At 69.6% G+C, this 19,459-nt stretch carries 10 protein-coding genes; 5 read left to right on the top strand and 5 right to left on the bottom strand.

Annotated elements, in window-relative coordinates:
• Positions 1-29: 29 nt before the first annotated feature.
• From ACOGI9_RS11395 to ACOGI9_RS11410, 4 genes are all read right to left on the bottom strand, one after another.
• Entirely contained in the window at positions 30-1,328 is a 1,299-nt protein-coding gene (locus tag ACOGI9_RS11395) for an NCS2 family permease (RefSeq protein WP_419857241.1), read from the bottom strand.
• Positions 1,329-1,398: 70 nt separating this feature from the next.
• Positions 1,399-4,614: a UvrD-helicase domain-containing protein gene (locus ACOGI9_RS11400; protein ID WP_419857242.1), complete on the bottom strand. Its 3,216-nt coding sequence runs from the start codon at positions 4,612-4,614 to the stop codon at positions 1,399-1,401.
• The gene (locus ACOGI9_RS11405) at positions 4,607-7,783 is read right to left on the bottom strand and encodes a PD-(D/E)XK nuclease family protein (RefSeq protein ID WP_419857243.1); all 3,177 of its coding nucleotides are present in this window, start codon (positions 7,781-7,783) and stop codon (positions 4,607-4,609) included. The genes ACOGI9_RS11400 and ACOGI9_RS11405 overlap by 8 nt, the downstream gene beginning before the upstream one ends.
• A 77-nt stretch (positions 7,784-7,860) precedes the next feature.
• Positions 7,861-8,817, bottom strand: coding sequence for an adenosine deaminase (locus ACOGI9_RS11410; protein WP_419857244.1), 957 nt, complete (start codon positions 8,815-8,817; stop codon positions 7,861-7,863).
• Positions 8,818-8,921: 104 nt separating this feature from the next.
• Between ACOGI9_RS11410 and ACOGI9_RS11415 the strand changes: the two genes are divergently transcribed.
• The 5 genes from ACOGI9_RS11415 to ACOGI9_RS11435 all read left to right on the top strand — a co-directional run bounded on the left by ACOGI9_RS11415 (position 8,922) and on the right by ACOGI9_RS11435 (position 17,871).
• Positions 8,922-10,307 carry a sodium-dependent transporter gene (locus ACOGI9_RS11415; protein WP_419857245.1) on the top strand — a complete coding sequence of 462 codons (1,386 nt, stop codon included), beginning with the start codon at positions 8,922-8,924 and terminating at the stop codon, positions 10,305-10,307.
• Positions 10,308-10,341: 34 nt separating this feature from the next.
• Positions 10,342-11,895: an alkaline phosphatase family protein gene (locus ACOGI9_RS11420; protein ID WP_419857246.1), complete on the top strand. Its 1,554-nt coding sequence runs from the start codon at positions 10,342-10,344 to the stop codon at positions 11,893-11,895.
• 7 nt (positions 11,896-11,902) lie between these two features.
• Entirely contained in the window at positions 11,903-13,399 is a 1,497-nt protein-coding gene (locus ACOGI9_RS11425; RefSeq protein ID WP_419857247.1) for a calcineurin-like phosphoesterase C-terminal domain-containing protein, read from the top strand.
• Positions 13,400-13,525: 126 nt separating this feature from the next.
• The gene (locus ACOGI9_RS11430; protein WP_419857248.1) at positions 13,526-15,628 is read left to right on the top strand and encodes a N,N-dimethylformamidase beta subunit family domain-containing protein; all 2,103 of its coding nucleotides are present in this window, start codon (positions 13,526-13,528) and stop codon (positions 15,626-15,628) included.
• A 110-nt stretch (positions 15,629-15,738) separates the two neighbouring features.
• On the top strand, positions 15,739-17,871 hold the full coding sequence (locus ACOGI9_RS11435) for a N,N-dimethylformamidase beta subunit family domain-containing protein (RefSeq protein WP_419857249.1): 2,133 nt from the start codon (positions 15,739-15,741) through the stop codon (positions 17,869-17,871).
• A gap of 37 nt (positions 17,872-17,908) precedes the next feature.
• Here ACOGI9_RS11435 and ACOGI9_RS11440 read toward each other — a convergent pair whose 3' ends face one another.
• A complete protein-coding gene (locus ACOGI9_RS11440; RefSeq protein WP_419859286.1) occupies positions 17,909-19,405 on the bottom strand; it encodes a CoA-acylating methylmalonate-semialdehyde dehydrogenase in 1,497 nt (498 codons plus the stop codon).
• Positions 19,406-19,459: the final 54 nt, after the last annotated feature.

Consider the following 19,459-nt stretch of genomic DNA (forward strand, 5'->3'; position numbering starts at 1 on the left):
TCAGGGCCAGCGTGGTCGCGCGCCGGAGGTTACAGCCAGATGAACTTCGCGGCGAACACCAGCGCCACCACGAGCAGCATCGGCGGACACTCGCGCCAGCGGCCCGCCAGCACCTTGATGGCGACGTAGGTGATGAAGCCGAGGCCGATGCCGTCGGCGATGGAATACGTGAGGGGTATCGCGATCGCGGTCACGACCGCCGCGGCGGACTCCGTGATGTCGTCCCATTCCACGTCCTTCAACGCGCGGGCCATGAGACAGGCGACGTACAGGATCGCTGCCGCGGTCGCGAACGGGGGGACGGACTCCGCCAGCGGCGCGAGGAAGAGACAGACCAGGAACAGTCCGGACACGACGACGGCGGTCAGACCGGTGCGGCCGCCGGCGCTCACCCCCGCCGCGCTCTCGATGTAGCTGGTGACCGACGAGGTCCCGAGCAGCGTCCCCGCCACGGTCCCGGTCGAGTCGGCCATCAGTGCGCGCTGGATCCGCGGCAGCCGCCCATCGTCGTCGAGCAGGTCGGCCTGGTGCGCGACGCCGATCAGCGTGCCCGCCGTGTCGAAGAGATCGACGATGAGGAAGGTGAAGATGACCGCGATCATGCCCAGTTGCAGCGCGGCGCCGATGTCGAGCGCGAACAGCGTGGGGGTCGGATCCGGGGGCAGCGACGCGAAGCCGTGCCACTCCGAAACGCCGAGGAGCAGGCCGATGGCCGTCACGCCGAGCATCCCCAGAATCGCCGCGCCCGGCACGCGACGCGCCGAGAGCGCCGCGATCGCGCAGAAGCCGACCAGGGCGAGCACGGCCGGCGGCGCCGTCAGTTCGCCCATGGTGACGAGCGTGGCCGGACTCCCCTCGATGATCTCCGCGTCCCGCAGCGCGATCACCCCGAGGAAGATCCCGATCCCGGCCGAGATCGCCATCTTCTGTCCCCGCGGGATCGCGTCGATGATCCAGCGCCGCACCGGGAGCACGCTCAGCGTGACGAACAGCGTCCCCGACAGGAACACGGCCCCGAGCGCGACCTCCCAGGCGTACCCCATGCCGAGCACGACGCCGTAGGTGAAGAAGGCGTTCAGCCCCATCCCCGGCGCCAGCGCGATCGGGTAGTTCGCGTACAGTCCCATCACGAGCGTGGCGAAGGCCGCCGCGAGGCAGGTCGCGACGAACACGGGGCCGAACGGCATCCCGGCCTCGGAGAGGATCGACGGATTGACGAAGGCGATGTAGACCATCGTCAGGAACGTCGTGACCCCCGCGGTCACCTCCGTCCGCACGTCGGAGCCGCGCTCCGACAGCCTGAACCAGCGTTCGAGCGTCCCGGTCATCGCCTCGACTCCTCGCAGGGGTGTGGTCTCTGATCCTGCGAAGCGGCACCCGATCGCGCCACGCCCGGGATCACCTCTGCGGCTTCTCCGGCATGGGAACGAGTTCGTTAGGGCCGGTGAAATGCAGGCCCACGGCGACCCGGCCGGCCATGCTCGAGGCGGCGGCCCGGTACACGTCGGCCTGGATCCGGTAGCCGCGGGCGGCATGCGGCGCCTGGGCCGCCGTGATGGGGTGCGTCTTGAAGTCGATGACGAGGGCGTCCAGTCCCTCTTCCAGGCCGAGGGCTCCGGCCAGGCGGGCAGGGGCGGTGCCGGGGGCCGGGCCGGTGTCGGGACCTTTGAGGCGCCGGTACAGGTCGAACGCGCCGAACCGCCAATCCCGGGCTCCGAGGAGGTGCGTGAAGGTGAGTTCCTTCCAGTAGTCGCGGCCGAGTTCGCCCTCCGTGTACCAGGCCCACTCCTCGCTGGCGGCCACGCGGCGGATCTCCTCCTCCAGTTGCTCGCGGTATTCGCTCCCCGGGCGGAGCATGGCTTCGAGTTCGGGCTCGTCCAGCGAGCCGATGGTCTCTTCGACGACGCGCGCGATCTCGGCCTCCGCCTCCAGCCGCTCCAGCACGCCGTGGATGATCTGGCCCCGGACCAGGGCCGGGAGTCCCGCCTCCTCCGTCGAGGTTTCGGGCGCGAAGTGCCAGGGGGCGAGGGCACCGTGCCTGTACCGGCGCTCCCATTCCTCCGGATCCTCTTCCAGGAGCATGAGTTCGGTCGCCGAGCGGGTCCAGCGCAGCGGCGGCTCGGGGAGCGGATGGATCAACGCCGGCGGCGTCGCCGTCTCGTACCGGTCCAGCCACTCCAGCATCGGCGGGCGTCTCGTCTCGGGGGCGGCACTCACCTCCGCGTGTTGTCGTGTCGTGGCATCGCCTTTGGCCAGCCAGCGGTCGTAGCCCTTGTTGCCGCCGGTCGGCCCCACGATGACCAGGCGGTCGCGGGCCCGCGTCGCCGCCACGTACAGGAGACGCGCTTCCTCGGCCTTCGACTCGAGTTCCTCGCGGCGCACCAGGCGGTTACCCCGTTTCCCACGGGCATCCGCTCTCAGGCAGAAGAGGGGGCCCAGTTCCGGATCCGACCAGTACACGTTCGAAGGCTGACGCCACAGCGCCTTCTCGACCCCGACCAGGAAGACGACGGGCCACTCCAGCCCCTTGGCCTGGTGAATCGTCGAGAGCGTGACGATGTCATCTTCCTTCGAATAGAGAGGGGCCTGCGGGAGCCCGATGTCGCGGTTCATCGACCGGTCCCACACCTCGAAGAACGCGGTGAGGTCGTGAGCTCGGTGAGACGCCGCGAAGTGTATGAGACTCTGGAGGTTCCCAAGAACCTCCTCCGCACCCTCCATGAGAAGGATGTGAAGGCGGTATCCGGTGCGTACAAGCAGTTCCTCGATGACCTCGTCCAGCCCCATCCGCGGCGCGAGCTGGCGCAGATCGTCGAGAACCGAGAGACCTTCCTCGAGCGCTTCCCGTTCAATTGCGGTGAGCCGCGGGTGGTCGGGAGCCTCCGGCCATTCTCCGTTCTCGAGCCACCGGCTCGCTTGGCGAAGGAGCGGCCCGCGGCGCCCCAGCATGCGCAGGCGGGCGATGGTCTCGTCCCTGAGTCCGACGAACGGTGAGCGCAGGTAGCCGAACGCCCGCAGGTCGTCCCGCTCGTTCTGCAGCAGCCGGAGGGCGTTCAGAACGTCGAGGATCTCCTGGCGCTCGCCCAGGTGCGCCATCCCCGACACGAAGTAGGGGATGCCGTAGCGCTTGAGCGTCGTCTCGAAGTGCTTCAGCCCGCCGCGGGAGCGGTAGAGGAGCGCGATGTCCCGGAATGCGAGCGGGCGCAGGCTGCCCGTGTCGGGATCCCGGATTTCGACCCGATCCACCGATTCCAGAATCCAGGAAGCGATGCGGACGGCTTCGGCCTCGCGCCGAGCGCCCACCGTTCTGCCTTCAACACCGATCCAATCCACCCCGGTCTCCGCATGGTCGGGGATGCCGGCCACCAGGTCCGTGTAGCCGATACGGCTCGGAAGCCGTTCCTCCGCGAGGCCATCTCCCGTCTCCTTCATCGAGACCCCGCTCACGACGTTCACGAAATCGACGATCGGGGGGGCGCTGCGGAAGTTCCGGGAGAGATCCAGGACTTCGCCTTCCTCCGCGAAATCGGCGGCGACTTCGTTCCACACGGAGATATCGGCGCCCCGGAAGCGATAGATGCTCTGCTTGGGGTCGCCCACGAGGAAGAGTTGGGGGCGGTCCGCGCCCCGGGCGATGGCGAAGGCGATGTCCCGCTGCGTGAAGTCCGTGTCCTGGAACTCATCGATGATGAGCATCCGGTAGCGGTCGCGGATCGCGGCGAGCGCGGCCTGACCGGACGCGCCGGCCAGCAGTTCGGCCGCCCCAAGGACCAGGCTGTCGAAGTCGCGCCGGTTCTCCTCTTCCAACCAGGCGTCCCAGCGCCCGCGGGCTTCGCGGGCCACGTCCAGGAGATCCGAGCAGATCGCGAGCGCCTCTTCGTCCTTTTCCTCGCGCTCGGGACTCGCGGCCAGGACGGCCGGCAGATCCAGCGCGCCGGGGCGGCCGTGGGCCTCGAACAGGTCGAGCGTGCCGTCCTCCGCAGGGGGCAATTCGGGCAGTTCGGGCTGCAGCCACCTCGAGTAACGCCTCTCGCGCCACCGCAGGTCGCGCAGGACGTCCCGCACATGATCGGTGGCGCCTCGGAAGCGCTCCCCGCCGGTCAGCTTCCAGCGGCGGAGCAGCGCCTGCGCCGCGGGGTCTTCCGCCTCGAGCCTTTCGAGGAGGAGCGCCTTGATCAGTTCGTCCTGCTCGGCCCACGCGCTGTCCTCGTCCAGGACCTCGTACGTGGGATCGATCCCCAGGCGCAGCGCGTGTTCGCGCAGCAACTCGCCGCAGAAGGAATGGATGGTCCCGACCGAAGCGCGGTCGATCTCCCAGCGCAGGTCGTCTGCGCGGTCCGATGCCTCGATCTGCTTCCTGAGTTGTCGCTTCAGGTCGTAGGCCGCCTTCTCCGTGAACGTGATGGCGGCGATCTCGTCGAGCCCGCACGGGTCGGCGGGCGGTTCGATGGGTTCGCCCGTCTGCTCGCTGACGCCGAACGGGAGTCCGAGCCGCCACATGATTTTGCCGACCACTGTCGTCGTCTTGCCCGTACCGGCGTTCGCGACGAGGAGCGTATCATCCTCGGACCGGATCGCCCGCACCTGTTCGGGGGTCCACCGGATCTCAGCCATCGGTGTCTGCCCCGCCGCTCGCGGCATCTTCCCCGGGGTCGTCCCCGAAGTCTCCGAAGCGGTGTTCCCCATCGAGTTGCGCCTCGCTGCGACGGATCTCGGGCCTGGGATCCCAGGGCACCCAACCTCCCTTCCACGAGGCGACCGCCTCGAAGCACCCGGCCCGCACACGGCCGGGGATGGACAACGCCATGGAAAGGGCCCGCTCGTACCGCTCCTCGCCAAACTCGACGCGGCCTCCGTTCAGCGGCTTTCCGGGACTCCTGATCGACCGGTAGCGGCAGGAGCCCATCGCGTAGCCACGGTCAGCCATCACCTGGGCGTAGAGAACGCCCTGGAGGGCGGTGCCGTCATCGAATTTCGGCGCACCCGGGGTTCCGCCGCTCTTGTAGTCCAGTACGTGGTGCCGTCCGTCGGCCGTAATGCTCCGATCCACGCGGTCGATGAACCCGCAGAGCCGGAGGCGGGCAGAATGGCCGCGGACATCCTCACCTTCGAGGAACGTGTGTTCGTCGTCGAACCCGAAGGCGAACTCGGTGTGCACGGGCCGCTCGCTCTTCGCTGCCATGTGCCCGAGTTCCCACGCGATGTAGTCGTGCACCGCCGTGAGGATCGTCTCTCGCGTCTGCTCCCAGAGGGCTTCGACGCCGAGCCATTCTCCTCTTTCCACGCGTTCGGCGCAGACCTCCTCGGAGATCTCCGCCAGACGATGCTCGGCCGCGTCCGAAAGGGAGAGGGGGAGCGCGTCCTTGAACTCGGAGTAGAAGCGCTCGAGGATCTCGTGGGCGATGCTCCCGAAGATGAGCGGGGTCGTCTCTTCTTCAGCCTCTTCAGCGCCTTCGAGCCACAGCACGCGTTCGATGAGGAACGTAAACGGAGACCGGGCGTAGGCTTCGAGCTTGCCGGCGGACCACCGGTGGTCGTCGTCGAAGCGATGCGCCAGTTCCCGGAGCACGTCCGGGTCGCGCAGGTGGCCGTTCCAGGGATTCGGCCGATAGGCGGGATGCCGCATCCCCTCCATACGCGGGGAGGGCAGGAGGAAGCCGGGGTAGCGCTCGAGCCCCGGGCCACGGTGGATCTCCGCCGCGGCCGCCACGATGGCGCGGGCGATCCGCCCGGGGCGGGCGGGGGCGATGCGGGTCGACCCCTCCGCATCGGGCCGGCCGAGCGTCTCGTACAGTGCGAAGGCGGCGCGACGGTCCGCCTCGGCCGGGGTTACCGGTTGCTCGTCGTCGAAGGGCCGGCGGATCCGTGGCAACTCGATGGCGTCGTCATGCGGCGGAACCATGAGGGACGGCAGCAGAGGGGTGCCGCCGGCATCTGTCGTCCGGTAACTGACGCACACGGGGCCCGCCTGCTGGGTGACGGCGCGCCACAGCCCGCGCTCCCGGCGCAGCGCCTCGTTGCGATGGCTCACTGGCAGCCCGAAATCGGCGAGGCGGCGGCGTTCCGCGTCGGTGAACACCCCCGTGAAGCCGGTCGTGCGCGGGAACTCGCGATCGTTCGCGTGCACGACGAAGGTGTGGGCGAAGGGGACGAGCGCCGCGTCGTGCGCCTCCAGAACCTGCACTCCCTTCTGGCCCGGGGTGGAGAGGGAGAGTTCGTTCGCCTGCAGGAGTTTCCTGAGGAGCGCATGCCACGCCGCCGGCGGCAGGGCATCGTCCGAGTGGTCGAGATCCCGCCATTCCCTGAGCAGTCGCTCCAGGAGAAGGATCCCGCGCTGGTCGGAGCGCACGACCTCCCACCGTTCCTCGACGGCATCGCACACTCTGCGCCTCAGGTTGAAGACGCCGCGGTCCTCGGCGAGCAGGGCCAGGGTGAGCTCGATCCATTCGGCCTCGGTGCGGGCCTGACCCAGCGGCGCAAGCACCTCGCGCATGGCCGCGAACGCGTCGATGTCCTTCTCGACCCGGTCCAGGAAGAGCCCGCGACCACGGATCTCGCGTGCCTTTTCGATGACGAGTTGCCTGAGACCGACGAGGCCTTCCGCCCAGGCTTCGAGCCCCACGACGCGCCGGTTCGCCGCGATCGCATCGACGCTCCGGAGGTCTACGCGCGTGTTGAAATAGGGGTGCTCCAGGAGGGCCCGCAGGGACCGATAGTCCCAGTTGCGGGCGGCGCCCCGCAGGAGCAGGAGGAGGGCCTTGAGCGCCGGGATCTCGTCAAGCGGCGTCCGGATCCGGGCCGCGGCCGGAACGCCGGCCCGTCGCAGGGCCCTGTATGCGCGGTGCGTGTTGTCGCGGCCGGAACGCGCCACGACCGCGACCCGATGCGGCTCCGCGGCACCCGATACCAGAATCTCCTTGACCTGCCGCGCGACCCAGGCCATCTCCCGCGCCGCGTCCGGGACGGGTTGGACCTTCAGCGGCCGCGCGTCCAGCGGCTGCGCGTCCCCACCCGATTCGCCAACGACCTCCGTTCGGGCCGCCAGGCCGTCGAAGAACGAATCGGGCTCCGGTTCCAGTGGGAGATAGAGGTGGACGTCGACCTCCTCCTGCCGGGCGAGCGCCTTGATGATGCGGCGACGCGTGCGCGGACTCCCGATGCTGTAGATGTGCAATTCGGGGGCGCCCCGAACGGCCTGCGGGAGTCCACCCGCCTCGATCCGGTGCGCGATGTGCGCGTTCACGGAACGGGCATCCAGGAGGTCGCGTTCCCGCAGCGAGTCGAGGTACGCGCGGTAGACCTCGACGACCCACCGGTTGCGGCGTCGTGCGAAGTCGTCGCCCCCGAGCCGATCCAGCGCCCGTTCGAGCCGCTCCGGCGGGACGCCTTCCGGCAACAGGTCACCGAGCAGCCGGTCGAGCATGTGGCCACGGATCACGCCGTCGCCCCGGCCGGGCTCCCGCCCAAGGATGCGACGCCCCAGCCGTGCCGCGTGCCGGCTCACCAGCCGGCGGCGCGTGAGCAGCCCCACGGACTTCGCCCGGATACCGAAACGGTCGACGAGGTCCCCGAACAGGGTGACGGGCGGGTCAAGCCACCCCGGATGGCCGCGTGCCTGGGAAGCTTCGTACAGGAGGTCGCGCAGGTGGGCGTTGTTGAGCCAGATCCAGGCCGACGCCGCGACGCCGGGCTCAGCCGGTGGCGCGGCTCCCGCCAGGAATCGGTCGACGCACGCCTCCCACAGGGGGGCCGCCGCCGGCGCTCGAACTACGTTGAGAGGCACGCGTCAGATATCGGACGAATCGATGGTCTCCGGGGATCGGGATCTACGCTCGACGGTCGTGAGGTTCACGCGCTCCGTCAAGTTTCGAAGGACGCCTCGAGGGAGTTGCGCGCCAGCGTTTCGACGTCCTCGGTCGAGAGGTCGACGGCCTCGGCGACCCGGCGGAAGTTCTCGTTGATGTAGCCGCCGAAATAGGCGGGGTCGTCGGAGTTCACGGTCGCGAGGAGGCCGAGGTCGAGCATGCGCTTGATCGGGTGCGCCGCGAGATCCTCCACGACGCGGAGTTCGAGGTTCGACAGCGGGCACACGGTGAGCGGGATGCGGTCGTCGCGCAGGCGCGCCACCAGCGCGTCGTCCTCCAGGGCGCGATTCCCGTGGTCGATCCGTTCGACACCGAGAACATCGAGCGCTTCCCAGACGTACTCCGGCGGCCCCTCCTCGCCGGCGTGGGCGACGAGCCGGAGACCCATGTCGCGCGCCGCGTCGAACACGCGGGCGAACTTCGACGGTGGGTGTCCGACCTCGCTCGAATCCAGGCCCACGCCCAGGAGCCGGTCCCGGTAGGGTGCCGCGGCTTCGAGTGTCTCGAACGCCTCCTTCTCGGTCAGATGGCGCAGGAAGCAGAGGATGAGGGAGACGCTCACGCCCCGCTCGCGCGAGCGGGTGATCGCGCGGTCGATGCCGTCCATCAGCGTTCCCAGCGGCACGCCGCGTCCGGTGTGCGCCTGCGGATCGAAGAACATCTCGACGTGGACCACGTGGTCCGCCGCCGCCCGCCGCAGATACGCGTCGGCAAGCTCGAAGAAATCCGCCTCCGTCCGGAGGACGTTCATCCCCTGGTAGTAAAGGTCGAGGAACTCCTGGAGGTTGCCGAACGAATAGGCCCGGCGGACCTCCTCGACGTCGCGGTAGGGCAGCGACACCCCGTTCCGGCGGGCCAGGTCGAACATCATCCCGGGTTCGAGCGAGCCCTCGACGTGGATGTGGAGTTCCGCCTTGGGCGTGCTCCGGATGACTTCGTTCAGGTTCGGCATGGCGGGCGTCTGGTGGCCTCTCGTGACGACGGAGTAGGTTGGATCGTCGAACTCATGCAGGGGCACAGGCCCCCGCCCGGATAACGCCCGACTGGACATGTCCCATGAGCCAACCCCGCGATAACTGGAGTTCGAACGTCGGTCTCGTGCTGGCCGCGACCGGCAGCGCGATCGGCCTCGGCAACCTCTGGAAGTTCCCGTTCATCACCTGGGAGAACGAGGGGGGCGCCTTCGTCCTCGTCTACCTGGTCTGCATCCTCGCCGTGGGCCTGCCGATCATGATGGCGGAACTGCTCATCGGGCGCAGGAGCCAGAAGAGCGCGGTCGGGGCGCTCAAGGAGGCGGCCGGACCCTGGTGGGGCGTCGTCGGCGGGTGGGGCGTGCTCGCCGGCTTCATCCTCCTCAGCTACTACACGGTCATCGCGGGCTGGTCGCTGTACTACTTCGCCCAGTCCATCGGCTGGACGTTCGGCGGCTACCCCGCGGGGATGGCGGCGGGCGACCTCTTCAACGAGCAGGTGGGGAATGCCGGCCTGCAGCTCGCGCTCTCCCTCGGCTTCAGCATCGGCACGATCGCCGTCGTCTACTTCGGCGTGAGCAGGGGGATCGAGCGGATCGCCCGCATCTTCCTCCCGATCCTGTTCGGAATCCTCCTCCTCCTCCTCGTCAGCGCGCTGGGGATGAGCGGGTCCGGCGAAGCGCTGCGGTTCATCTTCCGCGCCAACTTCTCGGAACTGGAGATGAGCGGGGTTCTCGAGGCGCTGGGACACTCCTTCTTCACCCTCTCCCTCGGGATGGGGGCGATGATCACCTACGGCTCCTACATCTCGCGCAAGCAGTCGATCGTGAAGGCGTCGGGGGCGATCGTGGCGCTCGACACGCTGATCGCGCTCGTGGCGACGGTGATCATGTTCTCCGTCATCTTCTCGGTGGCGGGGATGAGCGACCAGGTGAGCGGTTCGCCGGTGGGGATGCTCTTCATCTCGCTGCCGGAACTGTTCTACACCGCGGTGCCGTTCGGCGTCGTGCTGGGGCCGCTCTTCTACGTGCTCGTGGCGCTGGCGGCGCTGACGTCGACGATCTCCCTCCTCGAGGTCGTGTCGAGCTACGTCATCGATGAACACGGCCTCGCCCGGCACAAAGCGACGATCCTCTGCGGGGGAGCGATCTTCGTGTTCACGATCTTCGCGGCGCTCTCGTTCACGGGCACGCCGTTCCTCTCCACGCTGGAGATCTTCGCGGGCAAGGAGGGCTGGTTCTCGACCGCCGACCACTTCGTCTCCAACTGGATGCTGCCGATCGGCGGGTTCTCGATCACGCTCGCCGCGGGCTGGTTCATGACCCGGAACGCGACGGAGCGGGAACTGGTGGACGGCACGGAGCCCGGCTGGTTCCGGTACGGGGCGTGGCGCTTCTTCATCCGCTGGGTGGCGCCGCTCGCGGTGGGGGCGATCATCGTCGCGGTCATCCTGGGCCGCGACTTCAGCTGACGGGACGGCGTTCGGAGCTGTGGCGGGCGGCGGTTTGAGGCGGACCCGGGTCGGCGCGGTGGCGCTGGCCGGGGCCGTTCTCATCGGCGGCTGCGGCGGCCCACCTTCCGCGTCCTCCCGGGACGGCGACGGGAGCGGCGAGGCCGGGGGCCGCCCCGAGATCGGCCGCGAGCAGGTCGTCGAGGCGCTGGCCCGGGGCCGGTTCCCGGGCCGCGTGGGCGACATCGCGGTGATCCCGGACTCGCGGGCGATCATCACGTACCCGAGCGAGAGCAACCGCTACATGCATGGCGGCCCGTGGCCGTTCGACAGCGACGTGCCGCTGCTCCTCCACGGCCCCGGCACCTTCCGGCCGGGCGTCTACGACGCGCCGGCTTCCCACCAGGACATCGGCGCGACCGTGACCGAACTGCTCGGCCTTCCGCCGTGGGGCGGCGCGACGGGGCGTCCGTTGAGGGAGGCGTTCGCGAACGGCGAGGAGGCCGGGCAACCGGGGCTGATCGCGGTCCTCGTGCTCGACGCGATGCGCTCCGACTACCTGGAACGGAAGGCGGACCTCCTCCCCAACCTGAGCCGGCTCGCGGGGGAGAGCGCCCGCTTCGCCAATACCCGCGTCGACTACCTCCCGACGAATACGTCCACCGCGCACTCGACGATCGCGACGGCGACGGACCCCGCGATTCACGGGATCGTCGGCAACGGGCTCTACGACCGGCGGACCGGCGAATCGAAGCTGGCCTACGAGGGAGCCGCCCCCTACAACCTCATGGCGCTCACCTTCGCGGACCGCTGGAGCGTCGCCACCGGCGGCCGCGCCGAGATCGTGGCGCAGGCGGGGACGGACTATCCGGCGGTGGCGCTCGCGGGCCATGGGGCGTGCATCCTGGGCGGCCACCCGCCGTGGATGGCGTACTACGACTCCGGGAGCGGCGCGTGGCGCACGAACGAGGACTGCTACCGCCTGCCGGCCGCCATCGCGGCGCTCCATTTCGGCCCCCGGCTCGACGCCGTGGACCGCACGTGGATGGGACATGAACTCGACAGCTACGGCGAGGCGCGGCGGTCGTCTCTCTTCTCCGCGTTCGAGGGGGAGGCGGCGGTCGCCCTCATCGAGGGGAGCGCCTTCGGCGAGGACGACATCGCGGATCTCTTCCTCGCCAACCTGAAGAGCCCGGACTACGTGTCGCACAAGTACGGTCCCTTCTCGCCCGAGATGGATGCGACGCTGGCGGAACTCGACGGCTGGCTGGGCCGGATCGTGGCGGCGCTCGAGGCGAAGGCCGGGGCGGGCGGGCTGGCCCTGATCGTGACGGCGGATCACGGCATGCCGGACACCCCGGCGAGCGATGACCTGTGGGTGACGTACGGCGACGTGACGGCATGGCTGAACGAGCGCGTGGACCCCGGCGGGCCGGGCGTGGTCGCCTACTTCGAAGGGTCCGAGAATCAGATGTTCCTCGACCACGCGCGGCTGGAGGCGCTCGGACTGGCCCCGGACGACATCGCCCGGACGCTCGAGGAGTCCCCGGCCGTGGGCTTCGCGATCACGGCGGACGAAGTGCGACAGGCGCTCCCTGCACGGAGGTAGTTGGCACATGTTGAACCGGCGGACGTTCCTCAAGACCGGCGCCTTCACGGCAGCCGGACTGGCGACGCGCGCGCAGTCTCTCCTCGCCGCCCCCTACGATCCTCTTCCCCGCATCTCCGGGACCGCGAACCCGATTCGCGTGCGGGGGATGGTCCGCGCGGGAGGCCGCGGCGTGGGGCGGATCGCGGTCTCCGATGGACTCCAGGTCGTGGACTCCGACGCCGACGGCCGCTTCGAACTCGTGACCTCGGCCGACCGGGGCTTCGTCTGGGTTCGGGTCCCGTCCGGATACGAGATCCCGACGAACCCATCCGGCACCGCGCGCTTCTACGAGCGCATCGACCCGACGCGGAGCGAGATGTCCGTCGCGTTCGACCTCGCCCCGCTCGGCATGTCGGACGAACGCCACGCGCTCCTGCTCCTCGGGGACATCCAGACGGAGACCGAGGAGGAGATGGGGTGGTTTCACGAGCGCTCCGTCCCGGACCTCCAGCAGACCGTGCGGGAGTTGGGCGACATGCACGTCTTCGGCATCTCCGACGGCGACATCATGTACGACCGTCTCGAGCTCTATCCGGAGTACGAGCGTGGCGTGCGGAGGATCGGGGTTCCGTTCTTCCAGGTGATCGGGAATCACGACCTCGACATGGAGAGCCCCACCGACGAGGCCTCCTCGGACACCTTCTCCCGCCACTTCGGGCCGCGCTACTACTCGTTCGACCGGGGCGCCGTTCACTACGTGGTGCTCGACGACGTGTTCTGGCACGGGAGCGGATATCTCGGCTACCTGGACGCGGACGCGCTGACCTGGCTGGCGGCGGACCTGAGCCGCGTGGAGGCGGGGGCACCGGTCATCGTGGCCACGCACATCCCGGCGCTCGGGAGCAACCACGTTCGACGCGGCCTGACCTCCCCCGATCCGCCCGGCGCGATCATGAATCGCGACGCGCTCTATCGGCTGCTGGAGCCCTTCCAGGCGCATATCCTCACGGGCCACACGCACGAGTTGGAGCATGTGTTCGAAGCGGGCACGCACGAGCACGTGGCGGGTGCGATCTGCGGCGCGTGGTGGAGCGGGCCCATCTGCTGGGACGGCGCCCCGAACGGCTACTGCGTCTACGAGGCGGCGGGCGAGGAGATCTCGTGGCGCTACAAGTCCACCGGGTTCGACGCGACGCACCAGATGCGGCTGTACGCGCCGGGGTCCGACCCGAACGCGCCGGGGGCGGTCGTCGCGAACGTGTGGGACTGGGATCCGGAGTGGACCGTGCGCTGGTTCGCCGACGGCGAGGCCCGGGGGCTGATGACGCGAAGAAACGGACTGGATCCGCTCAGCGTCGAACTGCACACGGGAGAGGACCTTCCGCCGCGCCGATCGTGGGTCGAACCGCGCATCACGAACCACATGTTCCAGGCGCCCGTCGAACCCGGCGTGGCGGAGGTGCGCGTGGAGGCCACGGACCGCTTCGGCCGCGTCTACTCCGAGGCCCTGCGACTGCCTTAGCCGCCCGGCCCGACGCGTCGGGCCCGCGGGGGCGTTGTAGACCTCGGACTCCGGGCTCATGTTGCGGAGACGGGGCGGCCGGAGGGTCGGCCGTCCACACGCTGATTCGGGCCCGGAGATGTCGCCATGACCCAGCTACGCCCGCGCTTCCGTCCGTCTTACTTCTTCCTCCCCGCCTCGACGCTGCTCCTCGCGGGCGCCTGCGCGCCGCCCCAAATGACGATGGAGGAGGCGTGTGCGGATCCCGCCAACGAGATCGTGGCGGAGAACTGTCTTGAGGGTCACCCGCCCACGGAATGGGACATCAACGGCTACGGCGATCCCAGCATCCAGGGCTTCGGGACCGACATCGCGATCAACCGGGGCGAGACGATCGAGTTCAAGGTCGACACGGACTCCGACGACTACCGGATCGACATCTACCGCATGGGCTACTACGGCGGCATGGGCGCGCGCCGGGTGGATTCCTTCGATCCCGCTGCGACGCTGCCCCAGATCCAGCCCGAGTGCTTGCGCGCTCCGATCCCGGTGCTCGCCGAGGGGGGTGGCCTCGAGACGTGGCCCGCGCCGCTCGTCGACTGCGGCAACTGGGCGGTGTCGGCCTCCTGGCAGGCGCCCGAGGACGCGACGTCGGGAATCTACTTCGCCCGGCTCGTGCGCGAGGACCCGATCGAGGGCTGGGTGAAGAACGATGCGTTCGAGCCGACGCCGCTCCCGCCGACGGGCGAAGACTCGCTCTGGGAGGCGCCGGGCTTCCACGCCGTGATGCGGAACCCGCTGCGCGAGGCGCGCGCCAGCCACATCTACTTCGTCGTGCGGGACGACGACGGCGAGTCGGACCTGCTCTTCCAGACCTCGGACCTCAACTGGCAGGCGTACAACCGCTATGGCGGCCACAGCGTGTACGGACGCCTGAATCCCGAGCGCCTCCGGCTCCACGGCGGACCCCCGCGCGCGCCGAAAGTGAGCTACAACCGGCCCTTCGAGAACCGGCACTACCGGGCCGTGAACATGGTGTTCAACTCCGAGTACCCGATGGTCCGCTGGCTCGAGCGCAACGGCTACGACGTGAGTTACTCGTCGGGGGTCGACACGGACCGACGCGGCGAGGAACTGCTCGAGCACAGGGTCTTCCTCTCGGTGGGACACGACGAGTACTGGACGGGCCAGCAGCGGCGCAACGTGGAGGCCGCGCTCGCGGCCGGCGTGCATCTCGGCTTCTTCGGTTCGAACGACATCTTCTGGAAGGTGCGCTGGGAGCCGAGCATCGATGGAGCGGAGCAGCCGTACCGCACGTTCGTGACCTACAAGGAATCGCAGGACCACCGGAAGCTCGATCCGGTCGAGTGGACGGGTCTGTTCCGCGATCACCGTTCGATCAACCCGGAGGGCCCGTGGCCGGCGAACGCCCTCACCGGCACGCTGTTCACGGTGAACGCGTGGCGGAACGACCCGCTCATGGTGGACGCCGAGTTCGCCGACCTGAGGTTCTGGCGGAACACGGAGGTCGCACGGCTCCAGCCCGGTGAGCGCTACGTGTCGATCAAGGGAATCCTCGGCCACGAGTGGGACTCGGACATCGACAACGGCTTCCGCCCGCCGGGGCTGTTCCGGCTCTCCGCGACGACGATCGACAACCTGCAGTACTGCGTCCACCCGGGTCGGGGCTGCGAGACGGGGTCGGCCACGCACAACGCGGTCATGTACCGGCACGAGAGCGGTTCGCTCGTCTTCGACACGGGGACACTGCAATGGCCGTGGGGCCTCGACGCCCACCACGACACCGAGACCGGCGTCCCGCCCGAGCGCCAGAACGGCATGGACACGCGGGTCGGAGTGGACCCGAACGGCCCGGATCTGGTGTTGCAGCAGGCAACGCTCAACGTGTTCGCGGACATGGGCGTGCAGCCCGCCACGATCCAGGCGGACCTGGTGCCGGCCACGGCTTCGACGGATGACGTCGCGCCGACGTCCTCCTTCGAGACTCCCTCCGGGCCCGATGCGGAGAGCGGCCTGATGACCGTCCGCGGGACGGCTTCGGACGCCGGGGGCGGCGTGGTCGCTGCCGTCGAGGTGTCGCTGGACGGCGGGATGACGTGGCGCCCGGCCCGTGGCCGCACGAACTGGAGCTACGAGTTCGACCCGGCCGCGGCCGGCGGCGAGGTCTCAATCCTGAGCCGCGCCGTGGACGACAGCGGCAACCTGGAGGCGCCGGGCGGGGGCGGCTGACCCGACGAAGCTCGCCACCGCCCGTTGTAGACTTCCGAGGGCGAAGTCATGTTCCGGGGACGCGCCGGCCGGGAGGGCCAGCCGGCGCCCACTCTGGCCGGGAGATCTCCATGTCCGCGTCCCTGGCAGCCCGTGGCGGGAGCCGCGCTGCGTTCCCCGCTTCCGTCGTTTTTCCGCTCGCGGTCGCCGCCGGCTCCGGCTGCAGCCTGCAGGTGTCCGTGGGGGATCCGTGCGCGAACCCCGCCAACGAGATCGTAGCGGAGAACTGTCTCGAGGGGCACCCGCCGACGGAGTGGGACATCAACAGCTACGGCGACCCCAGCATTCAGGGCTTCGGCACGGACATCGCGATCGCCCAGGGGGAGACGATCGAGTTCAAGATCGACACCGACTCGGACGACTACCGGATCGACATCTACCGCATGGGCTACTACGGCGGCATGGGCGCGCGCCGGGTGGATTCGTTCGAGCCTTCCGCGGCGCTGCCCCAGATCCAGCCCGAATGTCTGCGGGGCCCGATCCCGGTGCTGGCCGAGGGCGGCGGGATGGAGACGTGGCCCGCGCCGCTCGTCGACTGCGGCAACTGGGCGGTGTCGGCCTCCTGGCAGGCGCCGGAGGCTGCGACCTCGGGCATCTACTTCGCACGGCTCGTGCGCGAGGACCCGATCGAGGGCTGGGTGAAGAACGACCAGTTCGAGGCCACGCCGCTCCCGCCGACCGGCGAGGACTCGCTTTGGGAGGCGTCCGGCTTCCGGGCCGTGATGCGGAACGGCCTGCGCGAGGCGCGCGCCAGCCACATCTACTTCGTCGTGCGGGACGACGACGGGGAGTCCGACATGCTCTTCCAGACGTCGGATCTCACGTGGCAGGCGTACAACCGCTACGGCGGGCACAGCGTGTACGGACGGCTGAACCCGGAGCGCCTCCGCCTCCATGGCGGAGAGCCGCGGGCGCCCAAAGTCAGCTACAACCGGCCCTTCGAGACGCGCCACTACCGGGCCGTGAACAAGGTCTTCAACTCCGAGTATCCGATGGTCCGCTGGCTGGAGCGCAACGGGTACGACGTCAGCTATTCCTCGGGCATCGACACGGATCGCCGCGGCGAGGAACTGCTGGAGCACAAGGTCTTCCTCTCGGTCGGACACGATGAGTACTGGACGGGACGGCAGCGGCGGAACGTGGAAGCCGCCCGGGCCGCCGGCCTGAACCTCGCATTCTTCAGTTCGAACGAGGTGTACTGGAAGGTGCGCTGGGAGGCGAGCATCGACGGCTCGGGCGAGCCCTACCGGACACTCGTTACGTACAAGGACTCACAGGACCACCGGCGGCTTGACCCCGTCGAATGGACCGGCGAGTTCCGTGACCACCGATCCATCAATGCCGAAGGGCCGTGGCCGGAGAACGCCCTCACGGGGACGCTGTTCACGGTGAACGCGTGGCGCAACGACCCCATCATCGTGGACGCCGAGTTCGCCGACCTGCGGTTCTGGCGCAACACCGAGGTCGCGCGCCTCCGGCCCGGTGAGCGGTACGTGTCGATCAAGGGGATCCTCGGCCACGAATGGGACTCGGACATCGACAACGGGTTTCGGCCGCCCGGCCTCTTCCAGGTGGCCGCGACGGAGATCGACAACACGCTCTACTGCGTGCACCCGGGGCGCGGCTGCGAGACGGGCACGGCCACGCATCACGCGGTGCTGTACCGGCACGAGAGCGGCGCGCTCGTGTTCGGCGCCGGGACGCTGCAGTGGTCGTGGGGGCTCGACGCGCACCACGACACGGAGACCGGCGTGCCACCCGAGCGGCAGAACGGCGCGGACACCCGCGTGGGCGTCGACCCGCACGGTCCCGACCTCGTCCTGCAGCAGGCGACGATGAACCTGTTCGCGGACATGGGCGTCCAGCCCGCCACGATGCAGCCGGATCTCGTCCCCGCGACCGCGTCGACGGATTTCGACGCGCCCGTGTCCTCGTTCGGGCCGCCCTCGGCGCCGGACGCCGAAAGCGGCAGGGTCACGATCTCGGGGACCGCTTCGGATTCGGGGGGTGGGATCGTCGCGGCCGTCGAAGTCTCGCTCGATGGAGGAGAGACGTGGCACCCTGCCCGCGGGCGAACGGACTGGAGCTACGAGTACGATCCCGCCGCGGCCGGCGATGAGGTCTCGATCCTGAGCCGCGCCGTGGACGACAGCGGCAACATCGAGACGCGGGGTGAGACCACAGCGGGCGGCGGGGGAGGCTGACCCCCCGTCCACCGCGCCCCCGGGATCGGGACGCGGGTCAGCGGTTCGTGGGGAACCCCAGGTCGACGCGGCTGCCGGCGGGGTCGGGCCAGCGCGTCGTCATCACCTTCGGTTTCGTGTAGAAGTGCACCCCCTCGGGGCCGTAGATCGCGTGCGCCCCGAACGTCGACTCCTTCCAGCCGCCGAAGGAGTGGTATCCCACCGGCACCGGAATCGGGACGTTGAGGCCGACCATGCCGGCGTCGGCATCCTCCTGGAACTGTCGCGCGGCGCCTCCGTCGCGCGTGAAGATCGCGGCCCCGTTTCCCCAGGGGTTTTCCCGCACGAGGTCGACCGCCTCGTGGTACGTCCCCACGCGCACGACGCAGAGTACCGGACCGAAGATCTCGTCCCGGTAGACGGTCATGTCGGGCGTCACCTCATCGAGGAGGGTGACGCCGAGGAAGAAGCCGTCGCCCTCGAAGGGGGCGGCCCGGCCGTCGACCACGACGCGCGCCCCGGCCTCGGCGCCCTGGCGCACGTAGTCCGCGACGCGGTCGCGGTGTTCGGCCGTGATGAGCGGGCCCATCTCGGAGGCGGGATCGTCGCCGTGGCCGATGCGGAGCTTCTCCATGCGGGCGCGGATGGCGTCGACGAGCGGATCGGCGCTGTCACCGACGGCGACCGCGACGGAGATCGCCATGCACCGCTCACCGGCCGATCCGTACGCGGCGGAGACGGCGGAGTCCGCGGCGAGGTCGATGTCCGCGTCGGGCAGCACGACCATGTGGTTCTTGGCGCCGCCGAGCGCCTGTACACGCTTTCCGTGCGCGGTGGCCGTCTCGTACACGTGCCGGGCGACCGGCGTCGACCCCACGAAGCTGACGGCCTGCACGTCGGGGTGTTCGAGCAGCCGGTTCACGGCCACGTCGTCGCCGTGCACGACGTTCAGGACGCCCGCCGGGAAGCCCGCCTCGTGGAAGAGTTCCGCGATGAAGTTGGCGGCGCTCGGATCGCGCGGTGAGGGCTTCAGCACGAAGGCGTTCCCGCACGCGACCGCGTTGGGGAACATCCAGAGCGGCACCATGGCCGGGAAGTTGAACGGCGTGATCCCGGCCACGACCCCGAGAGGCCGCCGGACGGAATAGACGTCGACGCCGGTGGACGCCTGCTCGCTGTACGTCCCCTTCAGGTGTTCGGCGAGGCCGCAGGCGTATTCGATGTTCTCCAGTCCGCGGGCGACCTCGCCCATCGCGTCGGCCAGCACCTTGCCGTGCTCGGCCGTGAGCCGCTTCGCGATTTCTTCGGCGTTTTCCGCGACCAGGTTGCGGTACGCGAACATGAGCTTCGTGCGCCGCGCGACGCTGACCCCGCGCCACTCTTCGAACGCCGCCGCGGCCGTCGCGACGGCTTCGTCCACCTCCCCGGCCCCCGCGAGCGGCAGTTCGCCCGTCCGGCGGCCGGTGGCCGGATTGAAGACGGGCGCCGTCCGGCCCGAAGTGCCGGGCCGCGCCCGGCCGCCGATCAGGTGGGGGATACGTTCGATCGCCGCCATCGCGGCATCTCCGGCCGCCTCCCCCGCCGCCGGCGCCGATGTCGAAGACAATAC

Source organism: Candidatus Palauibacter irciniicola, assembly GCF_965208695.1.
In the GTDB taxonomy this organism is placed as follows: Bacteria; Gemmatimonadota; Gemmatimonadetes; order Palauibacterales; family Palauibacteraceae; genus Palauibacter; species Palauibacter irciniicola.

Excerpts from the sequence above, each read along its gene's own strand:
- ACOGI9_RS11395 (WP_419857241.1), bottom strand. The coding sequence starts at position 1,328 with ATGACCGGGACGCTCGAACGCTGGTTCAGGCTGTCGGAGCGCGGCTCC.
- ACOGI9_RS11400 (WP_419857242.1), bottom strand. The coding sequence starts at position 4,614 with ATGGCTGAGATCCGGTGGACCCCCGAACAGGTGCGGGCGATCCGGTCC.
- ACOGI9_RS11410 (WP_419857244.1), bottom strand. The coding sequence starts at position 8,817 with ATGCCGAACCTGAACGAAGTCATCCGGAGCACGCCCAAGGCGGAACTC.
- ACOGI9_RS11415 (WP_419857245.1), top strand. The coding sequence starts at position 8,922 with ATGAGCCAACCCCGCGATAACTGGAGTTCGAACGTCGGTCTCGTGCTG.
- ACOGI9_RS11425 (WP_419857247.1), top strand. The coding sequence starts at position 11,903 with ATGTTGAACCGGCGGACGTTCCTCAAGACCGGCGCCTTCACGGCAGCC.
- ACOGI9_RS11430 (WP_419857248.1), top strand. The coding sequence starts at position 13,526 with ATGACCCAGCTACGCCCGCGCTTCCGTCCGTCTTACTTCTTCCTCCCC.
- ACOGI9_RS11435 (WP_419857249.1), top strand. The coding sequence starts at position 15,739 with ATGTCCGCGTCCCTGGCAGCCCGTGGCGGGAGCCGCGCTGCGTTCCCC.
- ACOGI9_RS11440 (WP_419859286.1), bottom strand. The coding sequence starts at position 19,405 with ATGGCGGCGATCGAACGTATCCCCCACCTGATCGGCGGCCGGGCGCGG.